Below are 16,859 nucleotides of genomic sequence, written 5' to 3'. Positions count from 1 at the left end.
AATTAATGAGGTAGTTCAATTTAAAATATTAATTATTATTCTTTAATAATCTTTACTACAGTTTCGGCATTATTAATTCTTACTAAATAAACTCCTTGCGCTAAAGAAGACACATCAGCCTGTTTACTTTCAAATTTACCTTGTTTCACAAGCTGTCCTGAAACGCTATAGATCTGATAGTAATAAGCCTTATCATCCGCATTGATATACAAAGTATTCTTTACGGGATTAGGGAAGACAGTCAGCTTTTTATTATCTTTCTGAATTTCTTCTATTTGCTTTTCAGCAAAGATATTTCCTGCTTTTGCGGCAACATTCTGCGGGACGGCAATAGCATTTGGATCATATCTTCCGATTTCTTTTCCGTTGGCATCTTTTTCTATTTTAGCACAACGGCAGGACATAGCAGCCTGTGGATAGAATGCTGTTCCAGAAGCTAAGTTCCCACCATTACCAGCAGTACTTTCTAAGCTTAGCCCAATAGCAAACCCTGTATAATTCTCCACCGGAGAGCTTGTCCACAAGCCTGTATGATATCGATAATTATCAGCCTGCGGAAAAGATGCATAAGATGGGTTTTTCCAATCATTTCCGCCTAATATACCTCTAATACCCGTTGTTGGGATATTACCAATATTATACTTTGAGCCTCCGAAGTTAAACACCCATCCTGATCTACTAGTGGGTGGCGCACTTTCAATATTATTAGATAATGTAAATCCAGGATAGTTTTTTTGAGTTATAGTATTATTAGTTCCAACGTATCCCCCAGTTAAGGCATAAATTGTTGATTGAGCAAGGCCATACTCATTAAACGTCCCATTGGTATTATAACCATTATAAAACCATGGAGAAGACCCTTTAGCATAGCTACCCTTACCATCTGATGTTGCCCCAAAAACACCTGTCATGCTTGTATCCGGTACCCTCCAGCCTTCCGGACAAGGATCATAGGGTGATTTTTCTGCAGCGTGTCCCCATCTGTCTTGAGCCTGTCCATTTTCATCTGAAATCCAATCTTTAACCTGCGAGGACTTTACCGTCAAAGAAATATTGTTCTGTGCTGCTGTTTCATTTCCTGTTCTGTTCCTAAATAAGAAAGATAAAGGGTTTTCTGTGGCATACTTTATTACTTTTCTTATTTTTTCATGTTTTGGTTCTGTACCTGCGATTCCCGCAGAGACTTTATAAGTATTCCATTCACGAGAGTACCCATTAACAGCATCTGTTGAACTAAACACAGCATCTGTAACTGGGGTTGCTACATTATAGATCACATTTCCGGAGGCGTCTACATTTGTTTGTCGGAATACGTTATAAGTCCCTTGTACAGTAACGGCCTTTTGCGTATTTTGAATTCCACCCGGGTTATGGAAAGTAGGCAACGGATCCTTTCTTCCCCATTGGTAATGCAGACCTCCCGATTGTTGTATTTGATTTTTTATTTGAAGCTCTACTGCTGGGGTAGCACCACTACTGAGGTAACCTGGTAAATCTTGCAATGCCCCTAAGTTTCTATCCATAAAAATCGTTGTTAAAGGCGGTAACAAACTTTTGGTAGGATTAACAATATGCCCGCTAGTTGTTGCTTTGATACCTCCATTCAATTGTGATTCTGTAGTATAAACCACTTCTCTTGTTTTATCTAATGGATTAGTAATTGGCGCCCAAATATGCCAGCTCCATAATATCTTATCAGGATCAGACTGTCCCCACACTCCATTATTTCCTTTATGGAAAGCTACTACAGCATTTCCTTTTTGCCTAGCTGCAAGTGTTACCTCTATCTCTTCATTAGGATATGTACCAGTAATTTTCACATTTTTAATAAGGGAAGGATTGGTTGTCCAGACTACGCTTGGTGTATTTTTTACCCCAACCGGAAGCTGCTTATTATCGGATAAATAAAGCTTTTGCATTGCATAGGCTTTTTTAAGGCTTATCTTTAATACTTTATCAGTAGCACCTGCATCTGCAGCATCACCGGTCATTACCACATGACTGTTAGCTTCTTTCGTCCACAATTTGTAGTCTGTATTATCGGTTTCAGCAGAGGCTACATATTGTGTATTAAAATTACCTAATAAGCCAATATTAGGATCTTTCATACACCTTACTCCACCAGCGGCATTAGCCTTAACAACTTGATTGACATAGATTGCATTCCATCCTGTTGGAGATTTTGAGATATCTTCAGGAGAGCTGTAAAAAAGAGTTGCCCTTGCTCCACCAACACCATAGGTAGCCGTGCTTAATGATCCATCAGATGACTGATCTTGATATCTAACTTGTTTAACGCTTGCATGATTACCACCCGTAACATCAGGTCCATAGTATTCATAATTTCCATTTGTAGGCAGAATCCCTATCCGCCTGTCCGCCGTTCCCATGAAATCTATCCCCAGACCCGGATACACTTTTACCCCATTCAAAACAGGGCTTACACTGTCCGGATAGATCATGTGGTTCGCTAAGATTTCATCATCATTAACAGTCCCTGTGTTTTTTCTTCCGTAAGGATTCAAATCACTGTTAATTGTACTTCTTCCATATTGGGAAGGTACCCTCCATCCGGAAGGACACGGATCAAATTCCGATTTCAATTCATAAGACCTGCTGTCAGCCTTAAGATCCGCCCCGCTACTGGTGGCATTACTATGCAATCCCCTTCGATTGTCAGACCAAAGATCCCACGTTTCTATCAAAACAGGATCCGCACTGGACACCTTATATTCTTGCTTAGAGAACCAGGTTCCGTCATGGATTGCATTAGTAATCATATGAATAGGATTATTAATAGAATATCTGATATTACCATTAATGCTATCTGGAGTATCCACCCCTCTACTTTTAACAGGAATTCTCCCACTATTTGGCTCAGAAGGTACGATCCCGGCATTTTCATGTCTCCTCGTACCAGCAGTTCCAGTAATTTCATAAAATTGAGCATCTTTATATACTAAAGTAGGGATAGGGTCTTTTCTACCCCACTGATACATTAGCCCACCAGATTTATTCCAATCATTTCCTAAGAAACCAGCATTGGTAGCCCCTAAATTCCTATCCATGTATTCTGGTATAAACGAAGTTCCTGACAGATCCGTTTCAATACCCTGCCCATAAATAGCTCCCCCTTCAGGATTGTCTGTTACCCAAATATGCCATGACCAATAAATAGTATTATTGACTTTGAAATCAATACTTGCATTGCCTTCTCCTTTAGTTTTATCGATGATTACTTTTATTTTAGCATCTTCACCAGAGCCTTCAATCGTGGTGGATTTTATTAAACCGTTTACATCTTCCCAATATACAGATGTCGTTTGGATGCCATTAGTATCAATAGGAGTATATACATTATTTTCGTTCTGCATATATCTGCCTTTTGCCCACATTTCATAGGCTTTTTTCACCGGGATATAAAGCCCTTCCACATTATTTCCGTCCTTGTCCTTTCCGGTGAAGATATAACTGTTAGGAGCTTTTGTCCAATCTGTATAATCGGATTCAGCTCCCGGATTGATGCTGAAACAGCTGGTGGAACATTCAGTAGCAGGAGGAGCTCCGAAAATTCCCACATAGCTTATAAATTTGTTAATTTCATCTTCTATATCCATCAAAGGTCTTGATGGCCCGTTCCAGCTATTAATCACTTTTGTATTCCTGATAGCCCCTACACCATACAAAGACGCCTGAGAGGTATTGCTCAATGAGAAATTTTCAGACCCCGGCCCTCTGTGTTTATCATATAGTGGTGGATAGCCAAAGGTGTTTTGAGTATTATAATTACTTGTAGCGGTAAGGGAAATATATTGCCCGTTGTTCTTATATATTCTTAAACCCGTTATTTTGCTTATAACAATTACTACAGGCTGCTGATCTGCAAAGATATCACCTAATTTTTCGTTGATATAATTATACAAATTATAATACCTGTTAATTAAAGCATTAGGATTTGTAAAATCTAAATAGCCCCTACCAGCCTGCTCTCCCCCTTCTTCCGGAGGCAAAAACCAATTGCTGAAATTAATAAAGAAGCTTTCATTTGAAAACTTTCCGGCAAACATATAAACCGGATCATGATATGAAAATTCAAAAGGGCTGGCATCACTACCCTGGTAGATATACTTTTGTGAACTTGCAATAGTGGCAAGACTATTCGGATTGGTAATATTAATAACCGGCGACACAGTATTCGTATTATCTAATAAGGCATCTCCCTGGAAAGAAAGGGTATTATCCAATTTTTTTGCCAGATGCTGAGAGGTCACCCTGTCTTTTACACCGGAAACACTTCCGTTTGGATTGTATAAAACGGTACCGTTCTTTTTAGGGGTAAACAGAATGGTATACTGATTTTCATCCAGGTCACAATTCCCATAGGTATAATTTGACTGTTTATAATGAGTTACCATTTTATCCCACGTAATGGTCTGCCAATTGGCAATATCCGAATCAGAACTTAGTTCCACCTTTACGGTATATGCATTTAAAGCGGATGCAGGCAGTTCGAAATTTACAGTAAGCTCTTCATTATACTCATAGTTACCTGCAAAGGACCTGCACCATACCGTTACCCAGTTATTTTGAGCATCCTTATACTTAACTGTAAGTTTCACATTGTCGGAAGTATTGGGTTTGTAAAAGTTTCCTTTCACGACAACCAATCCTTTCTCGTTCACATTCTGGTTTACCACAAAACCAGAATCCAGGTCATAAACATACGGCGTCAGAAATTTGGCCGTAGAATTGTTCAATGCTTTCCCTCCATAGCCGGGGACCATGAGTGGTGGAGAAGAAGCACGAACGGCAGCAACAGAAAACATTGCGGCAAAAATCAAAATGGATTTTCTTTTCATATGTGTTAATTTTAAAAAGTATTTTTTGAAAATATGAGATAGCTTTTAGAAACAGTCACAATTCTTTAGGATCTAACCAAAATGATAGATCAAATATTTATGCTTTTCTGTCAAGCTAAGCCTTAACTACAAAGGATGGGAATAAATGGAAGAAGAGAAAAAGACCTCTCCAGGGATAGCAAATTTTTCATTATTGTGTTTGTTTAAAAAATTATCAAAGTATTTAATGAAACAAATTTCAGTTAATATGAAATATCCTGCAATAGTGAAATTGATTTTTGTAAAAAAGGCTCAATAGATTTATAAATTTGATGTTCAATCTCAAGCATAACCCACTGTAGATCTTTAAATTATATGTTTTATTTACAAATCATTCCTAAAAAAGAAAAATTGTATTTCCAAACTATATTTTCTGAAAAATTAACAATTTTAATTAATCGAGATATGCACATTTTTAGAAAATCAGCCGTAAATCTTCCAGTATATTTCCATCATTGTTTTAGAATGTGCACTTTTAAGGAAGAAGGAAATTCTTGTAAAGATCAATTGTAAATTTACCTGATACAATATTTCTAAAGCTCGAGAATACCGCAATATTAAATATCACCATAAATATAATGAACGCATAGATCATTTTTTTTGAACTTTTAGACACCACATACATGGCATTGGGAATGATCAGGAATCCAAAACCAGTAAAAGCACCTACAAGCCTAGACGAGAAAACGGGATTGTTCCTGAATATGAAGTAAAAGCATATTCCCACAAGGGCATAATTCCTATGATACTCGTAATACGGGTATTTCTCTTTTAACTTTGTATCAAATACGAAAAGGAAGAAAGTAAGAATAGCCGTTAAAATCTCCGGTATACCTATATTTCCGTTAAGCCTTTCCGCTGTTTCATCCATATAGGCATTGAAACCACCAATAACGGCACTATCTGAAGCAATACTGTCCAGAAAGCTGCCAAAAACCCTGTAGACCTCAAAAGGCGACAGGAATATGGATATTACAATAGCTCCCAACATGACTCCTTTATTTGCCGGAATACGGGCCACCCAATACATTGGTAAAAATGCATAACTTACATTATGAATCCCTCCCGCCAGATAAATACAAAGAAGATAGTAAAACAGCTTTCTTTCTTTTATAAACCTTACTGCATAATACACTATAAAAACCCCCAGCCCCTGCCTCATCTGCCCACATTCGGTAATGAAAAACCCGGGAACAAACAGGAACAGGATAAAAGTAAACGGATAAAAAGTATTATCTTCTATATACCTGGCCTTGAAGAAGATCGTAAGAACAGCCACCACAAAGGTAAGCATGTAAAAGGGCGCATTAAAAATATTTAAAAGCAGCTTATTGATCAGTACATACAGCCATTCCACCGCAATTTGCTGTGCAGGCTCCATGTGCAGGCCTTTCTGAATAATACTTGAATAATCTAATGTATCAGAATAAGTATAAATACCCCGGTAACTCCCATAGTCTGCCCCGGCATCCCGGAACCCGGCAATAAGCACCAGATAACCACATAAAATATAAAGATATTTCCTGTCTACCTTTCCCTGGAATACTTCCTGGTAACTAAAAATGAGCAGAAAAAATATGGCTATCAGAAAATATGGGTGCAGTAAACTCATTATTTTATAGGTATGTAGTCCTAAAACATATCAAAAACTAAGTCCCTTATTTAAAGAAGTTTTATATTCTAATTTTTTTCATCAATTGGGAACTTCTGCAAAAGTATAAGTTTTTTTTATTTCACCTAGAATATTTTGTTGATTTTCAATGAAACTTATAGATCAAAACTTTTGAACTAATTCTTAAAAATTTAAATTTGCAAACCGGATTTTATAATAGAATGCATCGTTTTTTTATATTTTTATATGATCTGATTTCAAAAAATCGTTTCCTTTCTGTATTATTTGCATTAGGGATTAGTGCTTTGTGCCTGTTTTTTGCCTCCAGGATCAATTTTGAAGAAGACATTAACCAGATCATTCCTAAAAGTGAGAAATCTGATCTTACGGCAAAAGTTCTTAAACAGCTCAACTTTTCCGATAAGATCATTGTGATTATTGAAAACAAATCCGGAGAAGACAATTTTCAACTCTCTGAAACTGCTGACACTTTTTTACAAAAGACCGAACCTATGCAAAAGTATATCGGCTCCATCCAGGGGAAAGTGAATGACAATGAAATTTCTGAGACGTTTGACTTTGTCAGCCGGAATCTCCCGTTATTTCTGGACGAAAACGATTATAAAAATATCGAAAGAAAGCTCAGCAAAGACAGCATTGCCAGACAGGTAGAAAATAATTACATATCGCTGGTTTCTCCCACAAGCCTGGTGACCAAAGATTTCATTAAAAAAGATCCGCTCGGGATCACATTCTTAGGCATTAAAAAGCTCAACGCCTTAAATATCAGCAAAGATTTTAAGCTGGAAGACAATTATATCGTTACAAAAGACGGTAAGAACCTTCTCCTGTTCATTGAACCTAAAAACAAAAGCAACGATACGAAAAACAATGAAGTTTTCGTTAATCAGCTTAATGAAATAAAGGACAGTATCAATAAGCAATTCAAAGGAAAGACCGAAATAAGCTATTTCGGATCTCCGGTTATTGCCGTTGCCAATGCCCAACAGATCAAAAAAGATATACAGAATACTGTTTTGATCTCCATGACAGTGCTTTTGATCCTGCTGATTTATTACTTCAGAAACTTCTTTACACCCATTATCGTTTTCCTTCCAACCGTTTTCTCGGTTTTGATTGCCCTCATGATTTTATACTTTATCAAAGATAAAATTTCAGCCATATCATTAAGTGTGGGAGCCATTCTGATCGGCATTACCATAGACTATGCCCTTCATATTCTCACCCATTATAAACATAATAACAACATTGAGGAACTTTATAAGGAGATCACACAGCCTATTATATTAAGCAGCGCAACGACTGCCGTATCCTTCTTATGCCTGGTCTTCGTCCGTTCGGAAGCCCTTAAGGATTTAGGCCTTTTTGCTGCCATAACGGTTATTCTATCCTCTATTTTGGCATTAATTATTGTTCCCCAGCTTTATCATCCGAAGAAAAAAGAAAAAAAACTTAATACCAATTTCATAGACAGGATAGGTTCTTATCCGTATGAAAAAAACAAACCCCTGATTATTGGATGTTCGCTGATCATTATTGCGTGCCTGTTTGGTTTCAGGCATGTAGGGTTTAATGAAGATATCGGCGACCTGAACTATATCCCGGAGGAATTAAAAATAAGTGAAGCAAAACTGGAAAAACTTTCAGATATCACTTCAAAATCCATCTATACCATCTCTTATGGGAATTCTGAAGAAGAGGCATTAACGAGAAATTCCCAACTGAATCATTTTCTGGAACAGGAAAAACGGGAAGGTAAAATTTTAAGCTATAATTCTCTTGGGAATATTGTCCTGTCTGAAAAAGACCAGCAAAAGAAAACAGACGCCTGGAAAAAATTCTGGGATCAGGATAAAAAAAAACAGACCATTTCCGAACTGATCCGTAATGGTAATAAATTTGGATTTAACAGCACTGCATTTGCACAGTTCGATGAAACTTTACATCAAAATTATTCAACTTTAAGCCTGAAAGACTACGAAAAAGTAAAAGCACTACAGATCTCCGAATTTTTAGGCAGTGAAAAAGGATTTTACACGGTTTCAAACGTTGTAAAAGTTGATGAGAACAAAAGAGATGCTTTTATTAAAGACATAGAAGAAAAACATGATGTTCTGGCTATCGACCGCCAGCAGATGAATGAAAATTTTTTGGGATTGCTGAAAAAGGATTTTAATACACTGATCAATTATTCTCTTCTGGCCATTATCCTGACGATCATTGTCTTTTTCAGGAACTTTGAACTGTCTGTACTTACGATGTTCCCGATCGTTTTAACGGGGGTGGTCACAGCAGGGATATTGTATTTCTTAGGATTAGAATTAAACATTTTCAGTACTGTGGTCTGTACGTTAGTCTTCGGGGTAGGTGACGATTTCAGTATTTTCCTCACAAAAGCAATGCAGAAAGAGCATACTACAGGAAAAAATGAACTTCCTACCTATAGGATCTCCATTATTCTAGCGGTTTTCACCACCATATTATCCATAGGCTCACTGATCTTTGCCAAACATCCGGCATTACATTCGCTGGCTTTGGTAGCCCTCATCGGTATGTTTTCCGTGATTATCATTACCTCAACCCTTTACCCTTTCTGGTTCAGGCTTCTGATCATCCACAGAGCCAAAAAAGGACTTTCGCCGGTTACTTTCAGGATGTTTATACACTCTATTTTTTCGTTTTTGTATTATGGACTGGGAGGATTGTTTTTCTCGGTTTTCGGAAGTTTCTTTGTGAGAAATTCAAAAGGCAAAACGTTAGACTTCATCAAATTATTAATGGCCCGTTTTTTAACTTCTGTCCTATATCTTAATCCATTAGTAAAGAAAAAGGTTATTAAGAATATAAGAGAAGACTTCAGCAGGCCGGCAGTTATCATTGCCAATCACACCTCGTTCCTGGATACACTTGCGATTGCAATGGCCACTCACAAAATTGTGTATCTGGTGAACGATTGGGTGTACCAGTCACCGGTATTCGGTAAACTGGTGCGGGCTTTAGGCTTCTATCCTGTCTCTCAGGGAATAGAAAACGGAATGGAAAAACTGAAAGAAAAAGTAGACCAGGGATACTCTCTTGTTGTTTTTCCTGAAGCAGAACGGTCTTATACCAATGATGTCATGAGATTCCACAAAGGAGCATTCTATCTTGCCGAACAATTCGGGCTGGACATTCTTCCCCTTTATATTCACGGAAACTCCGAAGTCCTTCCAAAAGGGGATTTCATTATTTATGATGGAAACATTATTGTGAAAACAGGCGACAGGATCAGTAATCATGATACTTCCTTTGGTAAGAATTATTCTGAAAGGACAAAGAAAATCAATGCCTATTACAGAGGTGAGTTTGCCAGACTAAGAAACGAGATCGAAGACGAAAATTACTTTAAAAAGAAATTATTCTTATCCTTTCTATATAAAGAAAATGATGTGGTACAGGAAGTAAAACAGGATTTCAACACCAATAAATCTGTTTATTTTGAATTAAACAAACACATCCCAAATGATGCTGTTCTTCTGCACATTGCAGACGACTTTGGCCAGAAAGATGTTCTTCTGACCCTATATCAGGCTGGCAGAAGAATATTCAGCCGGATCGGCAATGAAGAAAAGCGAGAGATCGCCAAACAAAATTATTTGGTAAAAAGAAGAAAACTGAACTACATAGATGATATCTCGAAAGTCAACAAAAAGATTGATGTACTTCTGGTTTCAGATGAAAACTTTGACCTGAACAGCATTTCAGATCCGCCCGAAACAGTTATTTTACTGAATATAAAAAATCAGAAGTTCGAAAACAGCACCTATTTGGAGGAATTAAACTCCGGATCAATAAAAATTTTCAAAAAACAGTAAATAAATCTGAAAAGTATATTTTTGTAAACATTAAAAAATAGTAATGAAAAAAAACATCCTTGTTATATACTATTCACAGACCGGCCAGCTGGAGGACATTGTGAAGAATATAGCCCGGCCTTTTGAAGATAATAAGGAAGAATATAACGTTACCTACTATAATATCCGGCTAAAAGAGGATTTTCCTTTTCCATGGCCCGATGATGTTTTTTTCAACACCTTTCCGGAATCCTATCTGCAGATCCCAAAAGAGATCTTCCCGCCATCAGAAGACATCCTCAGCAAAAAATATGACCTTATCATTTTCGGATATCAGGTATGGTACCTTACCCCGTCTATCCCAATCATTTCATTCCTGAAAAGCGGATATGCCGAAAACCTACTGAAAGACACTCCCGTAGTGACCGTTTCCGGAACACGGAATATGTGGATGCTCTCCCAGGAAAAGCTGAAAGTATATTTAAAAAATATGAACGTCAGATTGGTAGGAAATATAGCACTGGTAGACAGGCATAATAATTATACCAGTGTATTGACCATTTTACGCTGGCTGACAACCGGTAAAAAAGAAAAATCAGGACTCCTTCCGGCTGCCGGAATTTCGGATGAGGAAATTGCCGGAGCAGGAAAATACGGAGAGATCATAAAAAAACATTTCAAAAATAATGATCTGGAAAATCTTCAGCCTGACCTGGTGAAAAATGGTGCCGTAGAGATCCGCCCCTTCCTCGTAAGAGTGGAAAAAGTGGGCAACAAGATCTTCACTATCTGGTCCAACCTTATCATCAGGAAAAAAGAAAAGCGGACATTGCTGGTAAAATTCTTTAAGGTATATTTGATGGCTGCGATCTGGATCATTTCGCCAGTTGTTTTAATATTTCATATATTGTTGGCACCCGTTTTGAGATCAAAAAGACAAAAAGAAAAAGAATATTTACAAGGAATAAATTTAAAATAAAGATGCACGACGTATTTATAACAAAAGCTTCAACATACCTACCAAATGAGCCCGTATCTAATGATGAAATGGAAACGTATCTTGGACTGGTAAACGATACCCCTTCCAAAGCGAGAGCTTTAATTTTAAGGAACAATAAAATAACGACCAGGTATTACGCTTTAGATAAAAACGGAAAACCCACCCATACCAACGCTCAGATTACAGCAAAAGCTGTTGAAGGCCTTTTTGATGAGAACTTCACAAAAGACAATATGGAATTGCTATCCTGCGGAACCACTTCTGCAGACCAGATCCAGCCTTCTCATGCCTCAATGGTGCATGGAGAACTGAATTTAGGGAAATCCATAGAGATCAATACCTCTACGGGACTTTGCAATTCCGGGATGAATGCATTCAATTATGCTTTCCTTTCCGTGAAAGCCGGAGTAAAACAAAATGCAGTCTGTGTAGGTTCCGAAAGATTTTCAGCCTGGATGACCGCTGATAAATTCAACCATGAAGCGGAAAATTTGAAACTGCTTGAAGAAAGACCTATCATTGCTTTCAAAAGAGAATTCCTGAGATGGATGCTTTCCGATGGAGCCGGGGCTTTATTACTGGAAAGCAAACCCAGAGAAAACAGTACTTCTTTAAAAATAGAATTCATCGATTTTTATTCCTATGCCCACGAAATTGAAGCCTGTATGTATTCCGGCTGCGAAAAACAGGAAGACGGAAGCTTAAAATCCTGGGCAGATCATCCTTCGGATGAATGGCTGAAACAATCGCTTTTTGCTTTAAAACAAGACACCAAGCTTTTGGATGAATTCATTCTCGTAAAAGGAGCTGAAAGTCTAAGGGCTTCATTTGATAAACATAACCTGGACCCTGAAAAAATTGACCACGTCCTGGCTCATATCTCTTCCGGATACTTCAAAGAGGGACTGAAAGAAGAATTTGCTAAAAAAGGCATGGACTTCCCTTGGGAAAAATGGTACTATAATCTTTCTGAAGTGGGAAATATCGGGGCAGGTTCCATATTTATTGCCTTAGAAGAATTAATGAATTCGGGGACATTGAAAAAAGGAGAAAAAGTACTGCTTTGTATCCCTGAAAGCGGAAGATTTGCTTATTCTTGTGCATTGCTAACTGTTTGCTGATGGAAAAACAATTACCTATATCCGACAAAAATTTCGTGGAAAGCCTTATCCCGCAAAGATCCCCTTTCGTGATGGTGAATGAGCTTGCAGAATATTCTGAAAACCACCTGATCTCAGGATTAGAAATAAAAGATGATAATATTTTTGTTCAGGATGGTGTTTTTCAGGCTTCAGGACTTATAGAGCATCAGGCACAAAGTGTAGCACTGCATACCGGTTATAAATATTACCTTTTGGGAAAAGAAGCTCCCACAGGATACATTGGAGCCATAAAATCCTTTGAGGCCGAAGAATTGCCTGAAGCTGGAGACCATTTACAGTCGGAAGTTGAAATCCTTAATGAAATAATGGGTGTTACGCTGGTGAATACGACCACCAGACTGAATGGCAGAGTGATCGCCAGATCCCAAATGAAAACCGTTGTAAAATAATCGTATGAAGATCACGGAAGATAATACCATTAATATACGCCATTACCTGCCTCACCGTGAACCCATGCTGATGGTAGACCATATTTTGGAGCTTACCAAAGAAAATGTTATCACTTCCTTCGAGATCACCCACCATAATATCTTCGTTCATCATAATGAATTTTCTGAAGCCGGCCTCATTGAAAATCTGGCACAGACATGCTCGGCAATTCTTGGACAAAGTTTCTTTGAAAACCCGGAAGCGGATACAAAAGTGATCGGTTTTATTACCAATATAAAAAAAATAGAGATATTTTCCCTGCCAAAAACAGGCGATAAGATCATATCAAAAGCATCACTGATCTCTCAATATGAGAACATCTGCCATATCTTTTGTGAAACTTTTAATAATGATGAGTTATTGATCAGAGCCGAGATCAATTTATTTATTCAGGAACTCAAACAGTAAAACAAATGAAAAAGCAAGACCTTCCCCAAGATGAAAGCAACCTGAAGTCAGCCAACATGACCGAAGTGTTGTATGTTACGGATGAAAACGATAATTATACCACGGCCAACAGTATTGGTTGGGAAGCTAAAAAAGCAGCTTTGGATGAGTCTATGGAACTTATTTATGAAAGAATAGAAGAAGCAAAGCAGGATGTTGCCAATAATCTTGTAAGCCCTGTTGTTTACTTTATGGAGCTGAATAAAATGGATCTGAGCGTATTAGCAGCGTATGTAGGAATGTGGCAATGGCGGGTAAAAAGACATACAAAACCCAAAGTATTCAAAACGCTAAGCGAAAAAGTACTGAAAAAATATGCGGATGAATTTGGTATTACAGTAGACGAATTAAAAAACTTCGACGGAAAATAATGAAACCTTACAGGTTTTGAAAACCTATAAGGTTTGGTAAAATCAAAAAACTAATGGAATTGAACTTTGAACATCATCAGACCGCACATTGTGAAAATGGTGTTGCCTCCAATTTATTACGATATAAAGGCTTAAAACTAAGTGAGCCTATGATCTTCGGGATCGGTTCCGGATTATTCTTCGTGTACCTTCCCTTTTTGAAAGTGAACTTTGCTCCGGGTTTCAGTTATCGCCCGATGCCGGGTGCTATTTTCAGCAAAGCGGCAAAAAGGCTGGGAATTAAAATTAAAAGACAGAAGTTCTCCAATCCCAAAGACGCACAGTCAGCATTAGAAAAAAACTTAGAAAACAATATACCTACAGGATTGCAGGTAGGGGTTTTTAACCTTACTTATTTTCCTGAAGAATACAAATTCCATTTCAACGCCCACAATTTGGTGGTGTACGGAAAAGAAAACGGAAGATTTCTCATCAGTGACCCTGTAATGGATTATGTGACCTCCCTTTCCGAAGCAGAACTGGAAAAAGTAAGATACGCTAAAGGAGCACTTCCTCCGAAAGGGCATATGTACTACCCTATTTATGTTCCTGAAACCGTAAATCTGGAAGAAGCCATCAGAAAAGGGATCAAAGATACCTGCAAAAACATGCTGGCTCCCGTTCCTCTTATCGGGGTAAAAGCCATGAGATGGGTCGCGAAAAGCATTCCGAAATGGGCAGACAAAAAAGGAACAAAGGTTACCAATCACTATCTGGGACAACTGATCCGGATGCAGGAAGAGATCGGCACCGGAGGCGGAGGGTTCAGATTCATTTACGGAGCCTTTTTGCAGGAAGCTGCGGAGATCCTTAAAAATGACCAGCTGAAAGAACTTTCCAAAGAAATCACGGCAATTGGTGACCTTTGGAGAGACTTTGCCGTAGATATTGCCCGTGTTTATAAGAACAGGAATTCAAAAAGCAATATTTACAACGAGCTTTCAAAATCTATGCTTCATATTGCCGATCTGGAAGAAGCTTTCTATAAAAAACTGAGCAAAGCGATCTAAAATATGGCTGAGAATAGTATTGAGATCAAAAACTTGTACAAGAAATACAAAAATTCCGACGAATTTTCTGTAAATGATATCTCTTTGAATATTGATAAAAACGAGATCTACGGGATCCTTGGCCCCAACGGAGCAGGAAAAACCACGCTGATCTCTATGCTTTCCGGTTTGATCAAGCCTACTTCCGGACAATTTAAGATCAACGGATTATCTCCCCAAAAAGACAGTTTTAAACTCAAACAGATCATAGGCATTGTTCCACAGGAATACGCATTATATCCTACCCTTACTGCAAAGGAAAACCTAATGTTTTTCGGGAGTTTATACGGCTTAAAGCATAAAAACCTGCACAAAAGTATCGATGAGTCTTTGGAAATTATGGGACTATCTAAATTCGCGGATAAAAAAGTAGACCAGTTTTCAGGTGGTATGAAACGCCGCTGCAACCTCATCGCGGGAACCCTTCACCAGCCGAAAGTACTCTTTTTGGATGAACCGACCGTAGGTGTAGATGTTCAGTCTAAAAAAGTCATCATTGATTATCTAAAAGAACTTAATAATAGCGGGACGTGCATTATTTATACTTCCCACCATCTTTCAGAAGCGGAAGAATTCTGTACTAAAATTGCTATCATCGACAAAGGGAAGATCCACGCAGCAGGAACGCCGGAAGAGCTTATCGCACAAATTGCCCATGCCGAAAACCTTGAAGATGTTTTCATTTCATTAACCGGAAAAGAATTGAGAGATGTTGTATAAATTGTGGAGAAGTTTTATCAAGGAAATTCTTTTACTCAAAAGGGATATTGGCGGCATCGTTATTATCTTCGTAATGCCTTTATTACTGATCATAACGATTACCCTCATCCAGGATTCCACTTTTAAAAATCTTGAAGGCTCAAAGATCCCGATCATTTTTATCGATAATGATAAATCCGAAGTCTCTAAAAGCATAAAAAAAGAACTGGAAAACAGCAAAACCTTCCAGTTACTGACCGATTATAATGAAAAGTCAGCCCAAGAGGCGGTTTTTTCAGGCGAATACCAAATGTCGATCGTCATTCCTGAAAACCTGACCAAAGACCTGAATTCAAATATAGAATCCAAAGTCCAGAAAATAGTAAGCTCTTTCGGGCTGGAATCCGATTCTGCAGCTACCCTGAAGCCAGTTTTAAAAGCTAAAGAAATTCATTTATATTTTGATCCTGCCACCAATTCCGGGTTCAAAAGCTCTGTCATGAATTCTGTTAACAAAATGGTTTTCGAAATCGAGAACAAAAAGATTTATAAGGCTTTTCAGGATCAACTAGGTACCACCGAAAACCTTGAAGAGAACAAAAACCTGATCAGTTTCAAGGAGATCACACCAAAAAAAGGAGATACAGAGATCCTTCCGAATTCTGTTCAGCATAATGTCCCTGCATGGACGCTTTTTGCGATCTTCTTCATTGTTGTTCCGCTTTCCATTAATTTAGTCAAGGAAAAAAGCCAGGGAACCAGTGTGAGGGCCAGAGTGAGCCCCACTCCTTATTATATTCATATTTTAGGAAAAACGTTTACTTATCTTATCATCTGCATCATCCAGTTTCTGCTGATGGTTGCCGTAGGTATTTACCTTTTTCCTTATATGGATCTGCCAGCATTTGATGTTTCAGGAAAAATGTTTCATCTGATTATAGTAACTTTATTTGCAGGATTAGCAGCAATAGGTTTTGGGGTTTTACTGGGAACGATAGCTGACACCCAGGAACAGTCTGCACCATTTGGCGCAACTTCAGTGGTGGTTTTAGCAGCTATCGGAGGAATCTGGGTTCCGGTTTTCCTGATGCCTGAATTTATGCAGCATGTCGCAAAATTTTCTCCTATGAACTGGGGATTGAATGCTTATTATGATATTATTTTAAGAAACAGCGGCATTGGAAACGTGGCTAAGGAATTAGCATTGTTATTTTTATTTTATGTAGCCATGGTATCTGTTTCCATTTTTTATGAAAGAAAACAGAATGCAGTCTAGAATAAATATAGTACTATAAGAT

At 38.0% G+C, this 16,859-nt stretch carries 11 protein-coding genes; 9 read left to right on the top strand and 2 right to left on the bottom strand.

From position 1 onward, the window contains the following. Positions 1 to 35: 35 nt before the first annotated feature. Positions 36 to 4,859: a T9SS type A sorting domain-containing protein gene (locus HNP38_RS16655; RefSeq protein ID WP_184191612.1), complete on the bottom strand. Its 4,824-nt coding sequence runs from the start codon at positions 4,857 to 4,859 to the stop codon at positions 36 to 38. 514 nt (positions 4,860 to 5,373) lie between these two features. Then, positions 5,374 to 6,510, bottom strand: a complete 1,137-nt coding sequence (locus HNP38_RS16650) for an EpsG family protein (protein WP_184191609.1) — start codon at positions 6,508 to 6,510, stop codon at positions 5,374 to 5,376. A 221-nt stretch (positions 6,511 to 6,731) separates the two neighbouring features. Between HNP38_RS16650 and HNP38_RS16645 the strand changes: the two genes are divergently transcribed. Genes HNP38_RS16645 through HNP38_RS16605 form a run of 9 tightly spaced genes read left to right on the top strand, consistent with a single transcriptional unit; the run spans position 6,732 to position 16,837 of the window. After that, positions 6,732 to 10,385 (top strand): MMPL family transporter, encoded by a 3,654-nt coding sequence (locus tag HNP38_RS16645; RefSeq protein ID WP_184191605.1) that lies wholly within the window; start codon positions 6,732 to 6,734, stop codon positions 10,383 to 10,385. Between the two features lie 43 nt (positions 10,386 to 10,428). Next, complete coding sequence (locus HNP38_RS16640) at positions 10,429 to 11,343, top strand: dialkylrecorsinol condensing enzyme DarA (protein WP_184191602.1); 915 nt, start codon at positions 10,429 to 10,431, stop codon at positions 11,341 to 11,343. Positions 11,344 to 11,345: 2 nt separating this feature from the next. Next, positions 11,346 to 12,485: a beta-ketoacyl-ACP synthase III gene (locus HNP38_RS16635; RefSeq protein WP_184191600.1), complete on the top strand. Its 1,140-nt coding sequence runs from the start codon at positions 11,346 to 11,348 to the stop codon at positions 12,483 to 12,485. Further along, a complete protein-coding gene (locus HNP38_RS16630) occupies positions 12,485 to 12,916 on the top strand; it encodes a hypothetical protein (protein WP_184191598.1) in 432 nt (143 codons plus the stop codon). Before HNP38_RS16635 ends, HNP38_RS16630 begins: the two co-directional genes overlap by 1 nt. A gap of 4 nt (positions 12,917 to 12,920) precedes the next feature. Beyond that, the gene (locus tag HNP38_RS16625; RefSeq protein ID WP_184191596.1) at positions 12,921 to 13,364 is read left to right on the top strand and encodes an ABC transporter permease; all 444 of its coding nucleotides are present in this window, start codon (positions 12,921 to 12,923) and stop codon (positions 13,362 to 13,364) included. A 5-nt stretch (positions 13,365 to 13,369) separates the two neighbouring features. Then, on the top strand, positions 13,370 to 13,774 hold the full coding sequence (locus tag HNP38_RS16620; RefSeq protein WP_184191594.1) for a hypothetical protein: 405 nt from the start codon (positions 13,370 to 13,372) through the stop codon (positions 13,772 to 13,774). Between the two features lie 53 nt (positions 13,775 to 13,827). Next, on the top strand, positions 13,828 to 14,823 hold the full coding sequence (locus HNP38_RS16615) for a BtrH N-terminal domain-containing protein (protein WP_184191592.1): 996 nt from the start codon (positions 13,828 to 13,830) through the stop codon (positions 14,821 to 14,823). A gap of 3 nt (positions 14,824 to 14,826) precedes the next feature. After that, complete coding sequence (locus HNP38_RS16610) at positions 14,827 to 15,582, top strand: ABC transporter ATP-binding protein (protein ID WP_184191590.1); 756 nt, start codon at positions 14,827 to 14,829, stop codon at positions 15,580 to 15,582. Further along, positions 15,572 to 16,837, top strand: coding sequence for an ABC transporter permease (locus HNP38_RS16605; protein ID WP_184191588.1), 1,266 nt, complete (start codon positions 15,572 to 15,574; stop codon positions 16,835 to 16,837). Before HNP38_RS16610 ends, HNP38_RS16605 begins: the two co-directional genes overlap by 11 nt. Positions 16,838 to 16,859: the final 22 nt, after the last annotated feature.

Source organism: Chryseobacterium defluvii (genome assembly GCF_014204415.1).
In the GTDB taxonomy this organism is placed as follows: Bacteria; Bacteroidota; Bacteroidia; order Flavobacteriales; family Weeksellaceae; genus Chryseobacterium; species Chryseobacterium defluvii_A.
The sequence above is the reverse complement of the archived record's forward strand: the minus strand, read 5'-3'. Positions and strand labels throughout refer to the sequence as shown.

Coding starts and splice junctions, on each gene's coding strand:
- HNP38_RS16655 (WP_184191612.1), bottom strand. CDS start 4,859: ATGAAAAGAAAATCCATTTTGATTTTTGCCGCAATGTTTTCTGTTGCT.
- HNP38_RS16650 (WP_184191609.1), bottom strand. CDS start 6,510: ATGAGTTTACTGCACCCATATTTTCTGATAGCCATATTTTTTCTGCTC.
- HNP38_RS16645 (WP_184191605.1), top strand. CDS start 6,732: ATGCATCGTTTTTTTATATTTTTATATGATCTGATTTCAAAAAATCGT.
- HNP38_RS16640 (WP_184191602.1), top strand. CDS start 10,429: ATGAAAAAAAACATCCTTGTTATATACTATTCACAGACCGGCCAGCTG.
- HNP38_RS16635 (WP_184191600.1), top strand. CDS start 11,346: ATGCACGACGTATTTATAACAAAAGCTTCAACATACCTACCAAATGAG.
- HNP38_RS16630 (WP_184191598.1), top strand. CDS start 12,485: ATGGAAAAACAATTACCTATATCCGACAAAAATTTCGTGGAAAGCCTT.
- HNP38_RS16625 (WP_184191596.1), top strand. CDS start 12,921: ATGAAGATCACGGAAGATAATACCATTAATATACGCCATTACCTGCCT.
- HNP38_RS16620 (WP_184191594.1), top strand. CDS start 13,370: ATGAAAAAGCAAGACCTTCCCCAAGATGAAAGCAACCTGAAGTCAGCC.
- HNP38_RS16615 (WP_184191592.1), top strand. CDS start 13,828: ATGGAATTGAACTTTGAACATCATCAGACCGCACATTGTGAAAATGGT.
- HNP38_RS16610 (WP_184191590.1), top strand. CDS start 14,827: ATGGCTGAGAATAGTATTGAGATCAAAAACTTGTACAAGAAATACAAA.
- HNP38_RS16605 (WP_184191588.1), top strand. CDS start 15,572: ATGTTGTATAAATTGTGGAGAAGTTTTATCAAGGAAATTCTTTTACTC.